The following is a 14,799-nucleotide window of genomic DNA, read 5'->3' as shown; positions in this document are numbered from 1 at the left end:
GTCCGACGATGCCGCACGATGTGCCCGGCCCCGCGGGGAAGGGGGAATGTTGAAGTCGTACAAAGAGTTGGCGCGCTGGTATCCCGCGCTGGAGGCGCCGAGCGCCCAGACCCGTCCGGCCGTGCGCGAACAACCCGTGTTCGCCGACGACGGGTTCGACGCCGGTGCGGCGCGCTACCCGCACTACATCCGCGACACCGAGCCCGAGCCGGTCGACGTCCCGTTCGCCGGGGAGTCCACCCGGCACAGCGAATTCACCGGCGGCTGGGCCGATTGGGTGGGCGATCACGCGCCGGGCCCCGACGACGACTATCCCGAGCGCGCCGGCGATGTGGTCCGCTTCCCGTGGGACGACGAGGAGATCGAGCCGGAGGTCACCCCCCGGCGCCGCCCGGTCACCGATCTGGACGCGACGGGCCGGGTCGGCCGGGACGGGCCCGGCGCGGCCGCATCGCCGCACACCCTCCGTGAACGCACCCGGCCGGATCCGTGGCGCGTCGCGCTGGTCCTGGCGGTGGCCGTGCTGGTGCTGGCGGTCGCCGGTGCCGTCGCGGTCTATGTGCTGCATATCCGCGGCGGCCCTGCGCATTCCGCCGGACCGGCGTCGGCGGTGCGGCTGACCTCCGGCATCGGCGGGGGAGCGGCGGGCGGATTCTGCCCCACCGAGACCGCCGAGCGGGTGATCCGCGGCGCCGAGCCGGGCGGCACCGATTCCGGGCCCGCCGCGATCATGTGGTTCCAGCACTCCTACTACGTCGAGCGGTCCGCCGAGCGCGCCCGGGAGGTGGTCGCGCCCGGCGCGCCCGTCTCGCCGGCCTCGGTGATCCAGCGCGGCATCGATTCCGTCCCGCCCGGTACCGCGCATTGCGTACGCGTGGCGACCGTCAGCGCGGACGGCGACGGCACCGGTAAGTACGCGGTGGAGGTCACCGAGCGCCGCCCCGGCGGCGCGCCGGCGACCTATGGCAAGCAGGCGGTCACCACGGCGGTGATCGGCGGCCGGACCCTGATCACGGGAATCGCGGCCGGGTAAGAGGAGAGCTGAGGGATGGGACAGGACTGGAGCCGGTGGCTCGACGAGGCGCCCGAGGCGGGCGATCCCGCGAGCCGTGAGACGCGCGCGAAGGCTCCGGTGGTGCGGTTACGCAAGGGCCGGGGCGACGACGGCGACGACGCCCCGCTGTCGCGCCCGATCCTGGTGGTGGGCGGCTGCGGCGGCGCGGGCACCACGACGACCGCGCTCGGCATCGCCGGTGAACTCGGCACGGCCGGCGCGCCCACCGTCGCCGTCGACGCGACGGCCTCCGGCAGCGATCTGGCGCTGCGCGGCGCCGACGAGAACCTGAGCCCGATCAGCCTGCAGCAGTGGCTGTACGGGCGCGGCGACGACGAACCGGCGCCGCTGAAGGAATGCCTGTCGTACGCCAGTTCCGGGATCGGACTGCTGTGGCGCGATGCGGCACCGCTGCGCCGGCGCGCCACCTACCTGACGGTCGCGCGCGCGGTGGCCGACGCCGGATACACCCCGGTCTACGACGGCGGCAGCCCGATCGCCGGGCGGCACCTGCGCCCGCTGCTGGAGGACGCCGATATCGCTCTGGTGCTGGCCATTCCGGCCCGCGTCGACGCCGCCAACCGGCTGCGCGTCACCCTGGAATGGCTCGACGACCAGTTCGGCGGCCCGGCCGAGGGGCCGGGCGGCGGCATCGTCGGCGACACCACGATCGTGGTCTCGCACCAGCAGCCCGGCAGCGAGCCCGCCATCGCCGACCATTTGCGCGAGCACCTCACCGGATGGGTGCGCGACATCCGCGAAATCCCCTACGACCAGCAGCTGGGTCGCGGGGAATTGGTGCGCCACACCATGCTTGCCGCCGAGACCCGCAGGGCCTATCGCACGCTCGTGGCGGGGGTGGCATCATGACCGCGGCCATGAAGGAACCTCGGAACTCATCGGAATCCGCCGCGGGGGGCGAGGGCCCCGCGGGTACGGCGGGTGTCGTCGCGCCGCCGGAATCGCGGCGCGCCCCCGTCTGGGAGCGCCCCGTGCCCGGCGCCGGCCGCGCCCCGCTGGTCTGGTTGCTCGGGGTGCACGGCGGCGCCGGGGCCAGCACCCTCTCGCATGTGCTTGCGCCCGCGGCGGATTCGCACCGGCGCTGGCCGGGCGTCTTCGAGCGGGAGTCGCCGTTCGTGGTGCTGGCGGCCCGCGAGACGATCGCGGGGCTGGCCCGCGCCCACGACCTGCTCCGCCAGCATCGCGCGGGACTGGCCGGGCCGAGCGAGGTGCTCGGCCTGATCACCGTCGCGGTCCGCCCGGGCCGCATCCCCGTCGAGATCCGCCGCTATCGCGATGTGGTCGGCTCCCTGGCCGGCACCGTCTGGCAGGTGCCGTGGCACGAGGAGTGGACGCTCGTCGAGCCCGATCAGCTGCCGGTGTGGTCGCCGTCGGACCCGCCCCCGCAGCAGAAGAAACGCAAACTCGATCCCCTGCAAGAGGTTCCGCACGACATCGGCGAACTCGGTGCGAGCATCGTCGAGGTGATTCGTGAGAAAGTAACTAGCAGTTCGCAATTGGAAGAAGAAGAGGACGCTCGATGAGTACCATCCTGGCGGCCGTGCACGAGACGTACGGCGTCGTACTCGCCCAGGTCGGGAATCCGACGCCCGAGGCTCCTCCGGCCTCGGAGAAATTGTTGAAATTGGTCCGGTACTTCACATGGTTCGTGCTGCTGTCGGGCATCCTGGGAATCACCTACGCGGGAGGCAAATTCGCATGGGAGAAGTGGACGGGCGGCGGGCTGGAGTCGCCGAAGATGGTGGCCGGCGCGATGATCGGCGGCATCATCGCGACGAGCGCCGGAACCATCATGAACGCGGTCATCGGTAGCTGATGTCGGCCGCGACCGTGCTTGCCTACAAGCGGATGCCGACCGAGGTGGTCGAGCCCGTCATGCAGCTCATCAACTGGCTGCTGTGGGTCGTGCTGTTGTTCTGCCTGGCCTGGATGATCATCTCGGCCGGGCGGCTGTGGTCGGCGATGCGCGACGACATGGCCGTGAACGACGCCTCCCACGGCATCGTGATGAGCCTGATCGGCGCGGTGGTGGCCAGCTCGGCGAGCGCGATCGCACTGACCGTGCTTCCGACGTGAGCGGTTGGGCGCCATGACATCGGCCGACATCGACGCGATGACTCCCTTGCGCATCCGCCGGGCCGCCGCGGGTGTGCTCGGCGTCGCCGTGCTGGCGGCCGCCGGGTGCGGCGGGAGCGATGGCGACGAGTCGCGGCCGGATCCGGCCCGGCCGCCGAGCGGGGTGCGCTGGCAGCCGTATCAGGGCGTCCCGCTGCCCGTCACCGATCAGGGCCCGAAGAACGACAGTGAAGGCGCCGCAACCGGATTCGACCACGACCCGCCCGGTGCGGCGGTCGCGGCGATCACGCATTCGGTGCGGCTGTCGGTGGCCACCGACGGTCAGTGGTCGACGGTGGTGGCCCGGGAACTGGTGCCGGGGCCGGCCCGCGACGAGTGGTCGGTCAACCGGGTGCAGCTGTCGATCACCGGGCCGGCGGCCGAACAATACGCGCCGCGGGTGCTCGGCTACCGCGTCACGGAGTACACCCAGGACAGATCGAGCGTGGACGTCTACACCGAATATTCGGACGGTTCCCGGGCGGTGAACCACACCACCGTCGAATGGTTCGCGGAGGACTGGAGATTACGGCTGCCCGATCCGGACGCGATCACGCGCCCGGTCGACGCCATCGACCAACTCCCCGCCGACGTCGTGACATTGGAGGCCCCCACATGACCGAGAAGGGCGCGGCCGGTTCCTACACCGGGGAAGACCGCAGCGTCTCCTTCGGCGTCATCGTGTCCGCCGCGGTGCTGGCGCTGATCGTGGTGGTCGGCGTGTTCATGTATGTGGGGCGGGACGACTCCGGCGACGACCGGGCACCGGCCTCGGCGCCGTCCCCGGCGGCCGGGAGCGATGCCACCGGCTTCGCGGCGCCCGAGGTGGACCTGTTCGGCCGTCGCGTGGATGTTCCGAACAATCCTGCGGGACAACCGCTTCCGCAGGACCCGTCGCAGCAGAAGAGTCCGTCCGAGGAGGACTGGCTGACCGCCGGTCCGGCGGGCACCACCGAACCGCACGGCTGGCAGCGGGTGTACGGCGCGTCGGTGCCGTTCTCCACCAGCGACGGGCCCACGAGCGTCGACGGCGACGGCCTGGCCGTCGGGTATTCGCATACGCCGCAGGGCGCGGCGCTGGCGGCCGCGCAGATCACCTACCGGCTCAATGCCCGCCCGGCCGACCGCGGCCTGTACACCCGTCAGGTGCGCGCGTCGGCGCCGCAGCTGGCGGCCTACGACAAGGCGCTCGACGCCGGCAAGCTGCCCGGGCAGCAGCCGGAGCGGATCACGCGATACCTGGTGGCGCCGGACGCGTTCCGGGTCGAGAACTACGCCGACGACATGGCCATCGTGCGGCTGGCCGCGCGCGGCCCGGTCAACGACGGCAAGCAGCTGTGGGCCGCGGTGCGGCTGGTCATGGTGTGGGAAGGGGGCGACTGGCGGCTGAAGCCGACCGAATCGACGGGTTCGCCGACCGAATACGTCGACTCGATCACGGGGTGGACGAGATGGTGAGTGTCAGAAAGGCAAGAGAAGTCATAGAGCAACAACCGGTCCGGATCGATTCACTGCCAAGCATCGAGAGGCGTACGACATGGTGAGGCGCATCGTCACGATCCTCGCGGTCGTGTTCACCGTCGTGGTCGCGACACCGACGGTGGCGTACGGACAGACCTACGGATTCGACCAGACCTGCAACGAGATACACGACGATCTCGACGGGCTCGGCGTCCCCGGCGTCTCGCTCGGCGACGCCGCGTCGGCCGCGTGCAAGGCGGGTAATGCCGCGAGCCATCCGTCCGACGCCGCGGGCGCCGTGCGCGACAAGGCATGGGACTCCACCTTCGGCAAGGTGGTCGACTCGCTGATGAACGGGCTCGGGCAGGCGCTGATCATGGCGCTGACCTTCTGGATGAAGGTGCCCAACGAGCGGATCAGCGACGGCGGGGCGCTGTTCCAGAAGATCAACGACTACACCTATCAAGCGCAGATACTCCTGCTCATCGTGTCGGTGATCCTGTCCGGGGCCAGATTGGCCGAGGCCAGACGCGGTGCCGCGCTGAACGAGGCGGGCGAATCGTTCCGGATGTTGGCGCGGGTCATATTCAGTTCCTGGATGCTGGGGGCGGTGATCGTCGCGGGCACCCAGGCCTCGGACCGGTTCGCCTCCTGGGTGATTCAGGACGCCACCGACGGCAATGCCAAGAACATCGCCGAGTTCATGGTGAAAACCGCCAAGCTGCAAGCGTTTTCACCCGGACTCGTGCTGATCATCGCGGTCGTCGGCCTGCTCGGCGCGCTCGCCCAGATCGTGCTGGCGATCGTCCGGCAGGGGTTGCTGGTCGTCGCCGCGGGGATGCTGCCGCTGGCGGCGGCGGCCTCCGGCACGAGTATGGGTAAGCAGTCCTATCCGAAGCTGCTGAGCTGGATCATCGCGTTCATGCTGTGGAAACCGGTGGCCGCGATCGTGTACATGATCGCGTTCATCGCGGTGGGCAACACCGACGAGCTGTCCTCGACCTCGCAGCTGCCGGACGCCGAGCAGGCGCAGCGCATGCTGGTCGCGATCGTGCTGCTGTGCAGCGTGGCGTTCGTGCTGCCGGCGCTGATGCGGCTGGTCGCGCCGACCGTGGCGATGATCGGCACGGGCGGTTCGGGTCTGGGCGCCACCGGCGGTGTGCTGCTGGGCGCCGCGGCGCTGGGCGCGGTCGGCACCAAGGCGGTCGGCGTACGCGGCACCGCCTCGGCGGGTGCGCCCGGGTACGTCGGCCGAGGCGGCGGTCAGCGTCCGCCCGGCGGCACCGGTCCGCGCGGCGGCGGTGGTGCGCCGCGGCCGACTCCGCCCCGCGGCGGTGGCGGTGGCCGGGGCGGACAGGGTGGTCAAGGCGGTCAGCCCGCCGCGCGTCCTGCGGCTCCGGGCGGCTCCGGCGCAGTACGATCCGCCCCGTCCAGCGCGATGAATCGCATCGCGACGGCCCGGGCCGCGAGCGGCGGCCTGAACCGGGCCGACGCCGCCATGGGTGACGTCGCCGGCGACCGCTGGGCCAACCGCTCACCCGACCTCGGCAGGAGCACCATTCCGCGATGACGACGACCGAGAGCAGCAGCAGCATCTACGAGCGCCGCTCGTACGGTCTGTGGCAGAAGCCCCGCAGCGCAGGCCTTTTCGGCTTGCGCTGGGGGGAGACCGTGCTCGGTTTCGTGGTCGTCATCACGGCGCTGCTGACGGCGCTGGTGGCGGGCCCGAAGCCGGCGTTCTTCGTGGCCGGCATCGGCGCGGTCGTGATGGTTCCACTGGTCTGGCGGACGGGGGGCCGCTCCGGATACGAGACGGGATTGATGATGTTCCATTGGTTGCGCGGCCGCAGCAAGGGCGAGCACGTGTACCGCGGCGGCCGGTTCTCCCGCGTCCCCGGCGGCGCGGCGCGGCTGCCGGGCCTGATGGCGCCGTCGAAGCTCTACGAGGGCATCGACGCCGGTGGCTACAGCTTCGGCATGATCCATCTCCCGCAGTTCGCCCAGTACACGGTGGTGCTGCGGGCCTGGCCGCAGGGGCACGAGGCGGTCGACCAGCCGGTGATCGACCGCTGGGTGTCGGCGTGGGGGACGTTCCTGGCCTCGCTCGGCCAGACCTCCGACATCATCGCCGTCGTCCCGGTCATCGACACCGTGCCCGAGACCGGAAACCGTTTGCTCACCGAGGTTTCCACCATCACCCGCTCGGAGGCGCCGGATCTGGCCCAGCAGGTGATGTTCGAGCTCGCCACCGAATTGCCGCAGGAGCGGGTGCAGTTGCTGCCCCGGGTGGCGATCACGTTCAAGGCCACCACCGCCGAGCGTCGCAAGAATCCGGCCGAGGAGGCCGTGGAGATCGGCCGCCGGCTGCCGGGTATCTGCGCGGCGATGGCGGAGGCGGGCGTGCGCGCCCAGCCGATGTCGGCCGACGAGGTGATCGGATTCATCCGGCGCAGCTACGATCCGGCCTCGCAGGCCGATCTGGAGGTCTCGGTCGGCGATCCCGGCGGCCACGGCCTGGATTGGGCGGATGCGGGCCCGATCTCGCACGAGGAACGCTGGGATCACTTCCTGCACGACGGCGGCCGCTCGGTCACCTGGGAGATGGATACCGCCCCCGAGGGCGCGGTGGACGAGCGGGTGCTGCAGCGCCTGCTGGCGCCGAATCCCGAGGTGCCGCGCAAGCGGATCGCCATCGTGTACCGCCCGCACTCGGCGGCCGACGCCGCGGAGATCGTCGACGACGACTACAAGAACGCCCTGGTCGCCCAGCAGAGCGAGCGCGGCGTCGTCTCGGCGTCGGCGACGCTGCGTGTGGGCGCCACCCAGCAGGCCCGGGAGGAGCAGGCCCGCGGTCACGGTGTGACCCGGTTCGGGGCGCTGGTGACCATCACCGAGCCCCTGCGCGGCGACCTGCCGCGCATCGAGGCGATAACCCGCGATCTGTCCACGCAGGCGCGGTTGAAGATCCGGCGGTGCTATCGCTATCAGGCGGCGGCCTTCGCGGCGTCGCTCGGATGCGGGGTCATCCTGCCGGAGCACGCGAGCATTCCGAAGGCATTGGCGGGGTGAGTGAGCGCAGCGAGCGAACCGAGGGCACAGGGCGCCTCGCGCACGACGGAGCCGAGCGCCGGCGAGGCGGAGGAGTGAGCGTTCATGGCAGGTGAGCAGGAGCCGCCGATCCGGCGGCGCGGGGAGCCACCGCGCTACCGCGAGCGGGTGGTGGATCCGGAGAATCCGGTGCCCGTGGGCCGGGGCGCGCGGCGCGGCCGCGCCGACGGCTGGGAACTCGAGGCGTACACGCCCGGCGAACCCGGTTCGGAGGACTGGCCTGCCGACTGGGACGACGTGCCGTTGCGCCCCGTGCGCCACCGCGCACCCGGGGAACCCGAGCCGAACCGTCCGACGGTCGACCGGGATCGGCGCGCCGGCGCCGACCGGGACGCCGAATCCCGTTCCGCGCGTAGCTCGTCGCGGAAATCGGCGGGCCGGTCCGGGGCGGCCGGCGGATCCCGTGGGCGTCGTGAACCGGGCCGGGCGGATGCGATCGCGCGGGCCACGGAACCGGGCGCCAGGCCGGCCGAGCGCGACCGGTCGGAGCGGGCGATCACCGAACCGGTGCTGCGGGTGGACGAATCCTCCGCCGCGCATACGCAATTGCACGGCGTGGGGCAGGCGGACTCCGCGGCCGGAGCGGCCCCGTCGGAACCGCTCGACGCGGGCCGGGGACGTACGGAGGCCCGCGGACATGCCGACGAATCCCGTGCCGCGCGCAGGCCGGCTCGTGGCCCGGACCGGGGAGAGGCCGAGGCGCGCGGAGCGTCCGGGCGCGACGGTGAATCCCGTGCCGCGCGTGCCGAATCGCGCAGCGGGGATCCGGCAGGTGGCGATGTGGCCGGGCGTGAGGGGGGAGCAGGCGCCGTCCGTGACGATTCGAACGGCGCGGTTCGCGGATCCGGCCGTGCCCCGGGGCGGGGTGACGAAACACGTGCTGCCCGTGACGAATCCGGTGGTGTGGGCCGGGCCGGCGGCCGGGTTTCCGGTCGCGGTGGCGAATCGCGAAGTGCCCGTGCGGAATCGGGCGACCCGGATCCGGGTGCCGGAGATCCGGACGGGCAGGCCGGCGAATCACGCGCGACGCGTCCGGAATCGCACGATCCCGGACGCACCGATCGGGACGCGGACGGCGCGGCCGGCCGTGCCCGGACGGGGATCGACCGGGCCACCACCCGGCATCCCGCATCGTCGCGGGCCTTGCCGGAGGGGCCGGAGACGTCCGCCGGCGAATCCGCCACCCGGGCACGGGGCGGCACCAACGGTGCGAACAACGGTTCCGGCGAGCGGGTTTCCGGCCGCACCCGGGCCGACGGCGCCGACGGTCCGGGCGCCACACCCTTCTCCGGAACCGCCCCCGGCATCGGCGCGGCGCAGCGCACCTCCCGCGACGCACCTCCCGCGCGGACGCCTTCGGGCGCTTCGCGATCGCGCACCGACGGTGCTGCCCGGCAGAGCGCGGAAGGTGCTGCCCGGCAGAGCACGGACGGTGCTGCCCGGCAGAGCACGGACGGTGCTGCGCGGCAGAGCACGGAAGGTGCTGCCCGGCAGAGCACGGAAGGTGCTGCCCGGCAGAGCGCGGAAGGTGCTGCCCGGCAGAGTACGGACGGTGCTGCGCGGCGGAGTACGGAAGGTGCTGCCCGGCAGAGTACGGAAGGTGCTGCGCGGCGGAGTACGGAAGGTGCCTTCCGGCAGAGCACGGACGATGCCGTCCGGCAGCGTACGGCCGGCGCCGTTCCGCCGGATCTCCCCGCGCGGATCGAGATCCCGGCCGACCACTTCACTTCCGGCGCCACGCAATCCGGCCGGCGCCGCCGTCGGCCGGACGAGCCGTCCGGCCGGGAGCACGTGCGCGGATCCGGCCGCGCGCGTGCCGACGCCGAGCGATCGGGGGCGAACCGGCCGCGCGCCAACGGTTCCCGCCCCGATCGGCCGGTTCGCGATTCCGGATCCGAGGTTCCCATGCATGCTCCCGCCCCCCAGCGTTCCGGCGGTCCCCGCCCCGACCGTCCCGACCGCACCGACCCGAAGCCCGGCCGTTCCCGCACACCGGCCCGGAAATCCGCGCCGGGCAGGCAGAAGACCCAGGGCCCGCCGCTGCTCGACGATACGGCGCGGGCCCGCTACGAGGCCATCGCGCGCGAGCGCAACGGATTGCGCGCGGCCTGGGCGGCCTTCCGCATCCGCACCGACGACCTGCGCCGCGCCAACGCCGCGGCGCGGCGCGAGGCGATCTCCGAGGACGGATCCGACCGCGAGACCGCACCGCTCACCGACCGCGGCTATTCCGGGCCGGGCGGCGGGCGGATGAGCGTGGTCGGCCGCCCCGTGGAGTACCGTGCCACCACGGCGCAGGTGGCGGGCCTGTGGCCGTGGTCCGTCGGCGCCGGCGCGCCGCTGATCGGCACCCCGCTCGGCTCCCATCTGCATACCGGCGCGCCGGTCTGCTTCGACCCGATGAACTGGTTCATGCGCGGCAGCTTCATCACCGCACCGAGCCTGTTCGTGCTGGGCCTCAACGGTTTCGGCAAGTCCTCGCTGGTGCGCCGGATCGTGCTCGGCGGCGTCGCGCAGGGCATCACGCCGCTGATCCTGGCCGACGTGAAACCCGACTACCGCAAGATGGTGGAGATGGTCGGCGGCCAGGTCATCGACCTCGGCTACGGCCACGGCGTGCTGAATCCGCTGGCCGGTGGCGTGCTGGGCCAGATCGTGCCGCGGCTGGAAGAGATGCCGGCGCTGCAACTGCAAGTGACACAGGAACTCCGGGCCCGGCAGGTCACCCTGATCGCCGGACTGGTCGAGCTGGTGCGCGGCGCCCGGGTGCGCGACTACGAGGAGACGCTGATCTCCACCGCGCTGCGGATCCTGTACCGCGAGGGCAGCGGCTTCACCCCGGACAGCCCGCCGATCATGGAGGATCTGGCCGATGTGATCAGCAACGGCGGTCACGAGCTGATGCTCGACGCCGGCGCCGAGAACGCGGACGAGTACCACGAGGCCACCAAGGGCCTGCGCCGGTCGCTGCGCGCGCTCACCCAGGGCCCCTTCGGCGCGGTGTTCAACGGCCAGACCAGCACGCCGATCGATACGTCGGCGGTGGCGGTCTGCATCGACGTGTCGCATATTCCCAACGGCGACAAGAAACTCAAGGCCGCCGTCATGCTGGCCTGCTGGGCCGATGGTTTCGCCTCGGTCGAGGCGGCGCACGTGATGGCCGACGCCAAGCTCGGACCGCAGCGCTACTTCCAGGTCGTGATGGACGAGCTGTGGCAGGTGCTCGGTCTCGGTGACTTCATGGTCGACCGCGTCGACGAACTGACCCGCCTGCAGCGCACCATCGCCACCGCGCTGATCATGATCAGCCACACCATCAAGGACCTGCAGTCGCTCGGTTCCGAGGCCGCCATCGCGAAGGCGCTGGGCTTCCTGGAACGCGCGCGCGCCAAGATCTTCGGTGCGCTGCCGCCCGAGGAGATCAAACGCCTGGATTCGACGGTCCCGTTCACCTCCGCCGAGGAGGATATGGTGACGGGATGGTCGGCGCCGCAGGCGTTGACGGGCGAGGCGCTCAAGCCCGGCCAGTCCCGGCCGCCGGCGCCGGGCACCGGCAAGTTCCTGCTCAAGATCGGTGAGGACCGCCGTCCCGGCATTCCGTTCCACATGGAGTTCACGGCCTCGGAGCGGGACAGCGGCATTCACGAAACCAACCAGCGCTTCAGCGAGTTCACCGAGTCCACCGCACGGTCGGGGGACGAGGGGAGTGCCGCGTGAGGCGGGGTGCGACCGCGCGGGGGCGGGTGCGCACGTTCGCCGGTGTGCGCCGGACCGGACTCGAACCGAGTCGGCAACGGTTTGTGCCGCACCAGAATTCGCACAGTCGGCTGCCCAGCATCGGGAGGTTATCGGGATGATGCCGCACAGGTCCTATCGAAGAGTGTCGCCGGAGGTGCGTCAGGCCGCGGTCGAGCAGGTGACCGCCCTGACCGGGAGGTTACGCAGCGAGTCCGAGGCGTGCCGGGTGGTGGCCGAGCAGATCGGCGTGCACACCAACTCGGTGCGCAACTGGGTCCGCGCCGCGGAGGGCCCGGGCCTGGACCGGATGGACGCCACCGCGCTGCGCCGCAAGGTCGCCCTGCTGCAACAGCAGCTGGCCGCCGCCGCCGAGATGAACCGCACCCTCGTGGAAACCCTCAACGAAACCAAACGCATCACATGATCCGACGCACCCGTCCCGCGGCCTCTCCCACCGCACCCCGTGCTCGTTCCCGCACCCCCTCCGGACCGCCGGCCGGGATGCGTGCGCATGCGCGGAGTGCGGGAATGGTTGCCGCACAGGGGGAGTTCGGGCCGCGCACCCCTGACGGCGCCCGCGCCGCATCCACGGTTGTCACCGGTTCCGTTGTCCTGCCCGAGGTTTCGCCCACGGCACGTCCAGGTCCCCGATCGGTGCCGGAAGCCGGTGGGTCACAGGAGATCCGGCCCTCGGCGGAGCGGCGCTCCGATGCCGGGCCCGCCTGCTTCTCGTTCCGTGCCCGCGCTCTCGTCGGCATCGCCGACGCGGCCCGTGCGGAGGTGCGGGGGACCGTCGTGCACCGGGCCGCCGGATTCGAGTGGCAACCCGCCGGCCGAATGCCCGCTCGGCCCACAGCCCGTACCCCCCTCCCGCTCAGGGTGCGGCGCCGGACGGCCGCATGCGCTCGGGGCGTGTTCGGTGCCGTGGTGGTGCGGTGAACGCGAAGACGCTGACATGGGTGGTCCTGGGCAGCGTGATCGGGTTGGTCACGCTGGTGCTGGTCGTGGTGGTGCCGGCGTCGGAGGACGAATGCGATACCACGACCGTGCCGTCCTCGGCCGCCCCGCCGCTGGGGGGATATCCGCCCGGTGACCCGCGAGCCGCGGGGGCGTCGGGGTCGGGTGCGCCGTCGAGTTCGGCAGTGTCCGGTACGGCGGCATTCGGCTCGGTGACGGCGAGTTCCTCCGCCGACCGCGGTACCGCGAACGAGCCTGCGGCCGCGACGCACTCGGCCGTGACCGGCACCGCGTCGCTGGCGGCCGGTAACGCCCCGATCCGGCGGACCTGGCCGCTGCCCGGCGGAGCGTTCCAGATTTCGGACACCTTCGGCGCGCGCGGCGGCGCCCACCTCGGCGTCGACCTGGCCGCGGCCGAGAACACGCCGATCTTCTCCGTCGCCGACGGCGTGGTCGTGGCGGCGGGCCCGGCGTCCGGCTTCGGCAACTGGATCGTGGTCGACTCGATCGACGTCAACGGCCGCCCGTTCTCGGCGGTGTACGGCCACGAATGGGAGAGCGGGGTGAAGGTGCGCGTCGGCCAGACCGTGCGGGCCGGCCAGGAGATCGGCGCGGTCGGTTCGGCGGGCGAATCCTCCGGCCCGCACCTGCATTTCGAGATCGTGCCCGGCGGCCGCTTCACGGGCGGCCGCCAGATCGACCCGCTGCCCTGGCTGGACGGCGCGCCCACGCCGAGCGGCGGTGGCGCATGGCCCTATTCGGCCGATCCGCGGTGTCTGCGCGGCTTCGGCACCGCCGGCGGCGCACTCGCCGACGGCAAGGTGCCGCCGGAACTCGAAATCTGGTACCGCCGTGCGGGTTCGCTGTGCCCGGAGATCACTCCGTCGATCCTGGCCGCGCAGGGGCGGCAGGAATCCGGATTCCGGCGTGGCCTCACCTCGCCGGCCGGCGCCCAGGGCCTGGCGCAGTTCCTGCCCTCCACCGCGCGCGCGACCAACCCCGACGACGGTCAGCCCTATCTGCTCGACGCCGACAGCAGCGGCGCGGCCAGCCTGTGGGACGACGGCGACTCGATCATGGCGCAGGGCCGCTATATGTGCTCGATCGCGCACCAGGTCGAGCGGTGGATCGGCGAGGGCAAGGTGAACGGCGACGTCATCCAGCTCACCCTGGCGGCCTACAACGCGGGCGAGGGCGCGGTGCTCGCGTCCGGCGGCATGCCCAACCAGGTGCCCGGGCACTTCTCCGAAACCCGGCCGTACGTGGCGAACATCCTCGCGATGGAGGCCCAGTTCCGTTCCCCGGGTTCGATGGGCCGGTTCCAGCCCGACGGCCGGTCCGGAAGCGGTGTTGTCCAGGCGGCCGAGCAGTGGCTCGGCACCCCGTACGTATGGGGCGGCGGCGGGCCGTCCGGTCCGACGGGCGGCGGCCTGGACGGCCCGGGCCTCACCTCCGCGGCCGTCTTCGCGGCGTCGTCGGGTCAGGTGACCCTGCCGCAGACCGCCGAACAGCAGTGGGAGATGGGCGCGGAGGTGTCGATGAACAAGGCGCAACCGGGTGACCTGGTGTTTTCCGATTTCGGCCCGCGCGGTCCGGCGGATGTCGGCATCTACGCCGGCAACGGCACGATGATCCGATCGACCAATCCGTCCGGTGTGCGCGAGGTCCCGATCCCCGGCGACGGCCGGCTGCGGAGGGTGCTGTGACCGCGACACGAAACGGACACGCCGAGACCGGATCCGGTCGGGTGCGGCCGCTGCCGCGCCCGGGCCGGATAACCTGGATGAATACGGTGAAACAGGCGAATCTGGTGGTGGTGCTGGTGGTGGGAGTCGGGGTGCTCACCTCCGCGTGCGGCGGCGACGGCTCGGACGGCGCCGTGCGGTCGCCCACGCCCACCCCCCGCCGGCTGGAGGCGGTCCCGGCGCCCGATCCGACCACCCCCGACGGTGTGGCGGTGGCCGCGGTCAAGGAGATCTACACCTGGTACCCGGTGACCGAGGCCCAGGGAGGTTCGCTGGCCCGGGCGCGGAAGTGGCTGGGCCCGAGCCTGATCCGTACCCTGGATACACCGGCCGGTGCCGCCGAGACCCCGAAACCGACGCTGCGGTGGGCCGATTGGGGCAAAGCGGGCGCGCGTGTGGAAGCGTTCACCTTCGCCTCGGGGGAGAAGGCCCCCAGCGCGGGCGATCCGGACCACGAGCAGTACAAGATCGGAATCGAGCAGACCGCGGTCTACCCGGACGGCCGGCGGGAGCCGCTGGCACCGGCGACGGTCATCGCCACCGTCGTGCGCACCCCCGACGGCTGGCGGCTCGACGGATTCCGTTGAGCGACACCACCCT

General features: G+C 72.1%; 13 protein-coding genes. All 13 read left to right on the top strand.

The genetic code is table 11. From position 1 onward, the window contains the following. Positions 1-46: 46 nt before the first annotated feature. The 13 genes from D892_RS0134095 to D892_RS0134030 all read left to right on the top strand — a co-directional run bounded on the left by D892_RS0134095 (position 47) and on the right by D892_RS0134030 (position 14,786). Complete coding sequence (locus D892_RS0134095; RefSeq protein WP_024805547.1) at positions 47-1,033, top strand: hypothetical protein; 987 nt, start codon at positions 47-49, stop codon at positions 1,031-1,033. A gap of 15 nt (positions 1,034-1,048) precedes the next feature. Next, on the top strand, positions 1,049-1,924 hold the full coding sequence (locus D892_RS0134090) for a hypothetical protein (protein ID WP_024805546.1): 876 nt from the start codon (positions 1,049-1,051) through the stop codon (positions 1,922-1,924). Next, complete coding sequence (locus D892_RS0134085) at positions 1,921-2,598, top strand: hypothetical protein (RefSeq protein WP_024805545.1); 678 nt, start codon at positions 1,921-1,923, stop codon at positions 2,596-2,598. Before D892_RS0134090 ends, D892_RS0134085 begins: the two co-directional genes overlap by 4 nt. Beyond that, positions 2,595-2,891: a hypothetical protein gene (locus D892_RS0134080; RefSeq protein ID WP_024805544.1), complete on the top strand. Its 297-nt coding sequence runs from the start codon at positions 2,595-2,597 to the stop codon at positions 2,889-2,891. Before D892_RS0134085 ends, D892_RS0134080 begins: the two co-directional genes overlap by 4 nt. Further along, positions 2,891-3,151 (top strand): hypothetical protein, encoded by a 261-nt coding sequence (locus D892_RS0134075; RefSeq protein WP_024805543.1) that lies wholly within the window; start codon positions 2,891-2,893, stop codon positions 3,149-3,151. Before D892_RS0134080 ends, D892_RS0134075 begins: the two co-directional genes overlap by 1 nt. Positions 3,152-3,164: 13 nt before the next feature. After that, positions 3,165-3,809 carry a hypothetical protein gene (locus D892_RS0134070; RefSeq protein ID WP_232236230.1) on the top strand — a complete coding sequence of 215 codons (645 nt, stop codon included), beginning with the start codon at positions 3,165-3,167 and terminating at the stop codon, positions 3,807-3,809. Then, positions 3,806-4,648 carry a hypothetical protein gene (locus D892_RS0134065; RefSeq protein WP_024805541.1) on the top strand — a complete coding sequence of 281 codons (843 nt, stop codon included), beginning with the start codon at positions 3,806-3,808 and terminating at the stop codon, positions 4,646-4,648. Before D892_RS0134070 ends, D892_RS0134065 begins: the two co-directional genes overlap by 4 nt. Positions 4,649-4,727: 79 nt before the next feature. Beyond that, complete coding sequence (locus D892_RS0134060; RefSeq protein WP_024805540.1) at positions 4,728-6,221, top strand: hypothetical protein; 1,494 nt, start codon at positions 4,728-4,730, stop codon at positions 6,219-6,221. Beyond that, positions 6,218-7,720 carry an SCO6880 family protein gene (locus tag D892_RS0134055; protein ID WP_024805539.1) on the top strand — a complete coding sequence of 501 codons (1,503 nt, stop codon included), beginning with the start codon at positions 6,218-6,220 and terminating at the stop codon, positions 7,718-7,720. Before D892_RS0134060 ends, D892_RS0134055 begins: the two co-directional genes overlap by 4 nt. 84 nt (positions 7,721-7,804) lie before the next feature. Further along, on the top strand, positions 7,805-11,476 hold the full coding sequence (locus D892_RS48930; protein ID WP_024805538.1) for a hypothetical protein: 3,672 nt from the start codon (positions 7,805-7,807) through the stop codon (positions 11,474-11,476). A 163-nt stretch (positions 11,477-11,639) separates the two neighbouring features. Then, positions 11,640-11,921 (top strand): transposase, encoded by a 282-nt coding sequence (locus tag D892_RS0134045; RefSeq protein ID WP_232236229.1) that lies wholly within the window; start codon positions 11,640-11,642, stop codon positions 11,919-11,921. A 511-nt stretch (positions 11,922-12,432) separates the two neighbouring features. After that, entirely contained in the window at positions 12,433-14,160 is a 1,728-nt protein-coding gene (locus D892_RS49415; protein ID WP_024805535.1) for a peptidoglycan DD-metalloendopeptidase family protein, read from the top strand. Then, positions 14,157-14,786 carry a hypothetical protein gene (locus D892_RS0134030; protein WP_024805534.1) on the top strand — a complete coding sequence of 210 codons (630 nt, stop codon included), beginning with the start codon at positions 14,157-14,159 and terminating at the stop codon, positions 14,784-14,786. Before D892_RS49415 ends, D892_RS0134030 begins: the two co-directional genes overlap by 4 nt. Positions 14,787-14,799: the final 13 nt, after the last annotated feature.

This window comes from Nocardia sp. BMG51109 (genome assembly GCF_000526215.1).
Taxonomy (GTDB): Bacteria; Actinomycetota; Actinomycetes; order Mycobacteriales; family Mycobacteriaceae; genus Nocardia.
The sequence above is the reverse complement of the archived record's forward strand: the minus strand, read 5'-3'. Positions and strand labels throughout refer to the sequence as shown.

Coding starts and splice junctions, on each gene's coding strand:
- D892_RS0134060 (WP_024805540.1), top strand. CDS start 4,728: ATGGTGAGGCGCATCGTCACGATCCTCGCGGTCGTGTTCACCGTCGTG.
- D892_RS0134095 (WP_024805547.1), top strand. CDS start 47: ATGTTGAAGTCGTACAAAGAGTTGGCGCGCTGGTATCCCGCGCTGGAG.
- D892_RS0134055 (WP_024805539.1), top strand. CDS start 6,218: ATGACGACGACCGAGAGCAGCAGCAGCATCTACGAGCGCCGCTCGTAC.
- D892_RS0134065 (WP_024805541.1), top strand. CDS start 3,806: ATGACCGAGAAGGGCGCGGCCGGTTCCTACACCGGGGAAGACCGCAGC.
- D892_RS0134090 (WP_024805546.1), top strand. CDS start 1,049: ATGGGACAGGACTGGAGCCGGTGGCTCGACGAGGCGCCCGAGGCGGGC.
- D892_RS0134070 (WP_232236230.1), top strand. CDS start 3,165: ATGACATCGGCCGACATCGACGCGATGACTCCCTTGCGCATCCGCCGG.
- D892_RS0134085 (WP_024805545.1), top strand. CDS start 1,921: ATGACCGCGGCCATGAAGGAACCTCGGAACTCATCGGAATCCGCCGCG.
- D892_RS0134080 (WP_024805544.1), top strand. CDS start 2,595: ATGAGTACCATCCTGGCGGCCGTGCACGAGACGTACGGCGTCGTACTC.
- D892_RS48930 (WP_024805538.1), top strand. CDS start 7,805: ATGGCAGGTGAGCAGGAGCCGCCGATCCGGCGGCGCGGGGAGCCACCG.
- D892_RS0134075 (WP_024805543.1), top strand. CDS start 2,891: ATGTCGGCCGCGACCGTGCTTGCCTACAAGCGGATGCCGACCGAGGTG.